We start from the raw sequence: 1,584 nt of genomic DNA, 5'->3' as shown, positions 1-1,584 counted from the left end.
TGGATGAAGTTGTTGCTCATAATCAGCATCAACATGCTGAAAGTAAACAAAGAAATATAGCTGAAGAAGCGTTGGTAGCCGACTTTTTCATCGTGCATATAGCCGATGGTATAGATATGTACCATCAGCGATACGCCGGTAACCACGACCATCATCATCGCCGTCATCGTATCGACCAAGAAACCGACGGAGAAATCCAAGCCGCCCATTGTCAGCCAGGTATAGACATTCTCGTCAAACTTGGCGCGGCTGCCGTCAATAAAGCCCCACAGCACATACGCCGACAGCACGGCAGATACAGCGACACCGAGTATCGTCACAGTATGCGCACCGGCACGTCCGATTTTGTTGCCGAACAAACCCGCAATCAGCGAGCCTGCCAACGGAACAAGGGCAATTATCAAATATAAAGTCATATCGTTCATGATTACCCTTTCAACTCATCCAAATCGGCAACGTTGATTGTTTGTCGGTTGCGGTACACCAGCACAATAATCGCCAAACCGATGGCGGATTCGGCAGCGGCAACGGTCAGTACGAAGAATACGAAAATTTGTCCGGCAGTATCGCCCAAATGTTGCGAGAAGGCGATAAAGTTGAAGTTCACCGCCAAAAGCATCAGCTCGATAGACATCAACAATACCAGCACGTTTTTACGGTTCATAAAGATACCCATTGCGCTGATACCGAACAGGAGCGCACCCAATACCAGATAATGCGTCAAGGTAATCATGCTTTGCCCTCCCCTTCCTGCTTGAGGCCATCTGAAACTTCGCTTTCTTCGGCAGATTCAACTTGCGGTTTGACCGCTTCCATTTTCACCAGACGCATACGGCCTTGATCGGCGCGTACTTTAACTTGGTCGGCTGGATCCATACGTTTCGGATTAGTAGTTTTACGGTGAACCAGCGCAATCGCGGCCACCATGCCCAACAGCAGCAATACCGCCGCCAATTCAAACGGCAACAGGTAGTCGGTATAAATACGGCTGCCCAAATCGCGGATATTGTTGTAATCGGCCGGAATGTCTTTCATCAGACCAAATGCGGCCAGGTCGGTTTTCGGGTTGACCAGAATCAGGATCAGGGCAACCGCCAACAATGTGCCGACCACACCGGCAACAGGCGCATGACGCCAGAAACCGGCGCGCATGGCTTCAATGTCGATGTTCAACATCATCACGACGAACAGGAACAACACCATCACGGCGCCGACGTAAACCACCACCAGCGTCACGCCCAAAAACTCGGCCTGCATCAGCATCCAAATCATCGCGCTTACGCAGAAGGTCAGCACCAGATGCAAAGCAGCATGCACGGGGTTTTTAGCGGTGACGGTACGAACCGCACCGTACAAAACGATGGCGGCTAGGATATAGAACAGAATCGCGGAAAAAGTCATTCGTCTGCTCCTTAACGATACGGCGCGTCAGCGGCTTTGCGCTTGGCGATTTCGGCTTCGTATTTGTCGCCAATGGCCAAAAGAATCGGCTTGGTCATGTGCAAGTCGCCTTTTTTCTCGCCGTGGTATTCAAAAATATGGGTTTCCACAATCGCATCGGTCGGGCAGGCCTCTTCGCAGAAA

2 protein-coding genes and 2 pseudogenes are annotated in these 1,584 nt (G+C 50.9%); all 4 read right to left on the bottom strand.

What is annotated here, in order from left to right; genetic code table 11:
* Positions 1-425: pseudogene (locus tag ACTHUT_RS20100) on the bottom strand (NADH-quinone oxidoreductase subunit L); the annotation flags it as partial.
* Positions 426-427: 2 nt separating this feature from the next.
* Positions 428-733 (bottom strand): NADH-quinone oxidoreductase subunit NuoK, encoded by a 306-nt coding sequence (gene nuoK, locus ACTHUT_RS20095; protein WP_250599367.1) that lies wholly within the window; start codon positions 731-733, stop codon positions 428-430.
* Positions 730-1,401 (bottom strand): NADH-quinone oxidoreductase subunit J, encoded by a 672-nt coding sequence (locus ACTHUT_RS20090; RefSeq protein WP_250599365.1) that lies wholly within the window; start codon positions 1,399-1,401, stop codon positions 730-732. Before ACTHUT_RS20090 ends, nuoK begins: the two co-directional genes overlap by 4 nt.
* 11 nt (positions 1,402-1,412) lie before the next feature.
* Positions 1,413-1,584: pseudogene (locus tag ACTHUT_RS20085) on the bottom strand (NADH-quinone oxidoreductase subunit NuoI); the annotation flags it as partial.

The sequence above is a fragment of the Neisseria sp. P0022.S010 genome (assembly GCF_051956635.1).
This window is presented reverse-complemented; position numbering and strand designations above follow the sequence as displayed.

Coding starts and splice junctions, on each gene's coding strand:
- nuoK (WP_250599367.1), bottom strand. CDS start 733: ATGATTACCTTGACGCATTATCTGGTATTGGGTGCGCTCCTGTTCGGT.
- ACTHUT_RS20090 (WP_250599365.1), bottom strand. CDS start 1,401: ATGACTTTTTCCGCGATTCTGTTCTATATCCTAGCCGCCATCGTTTTG.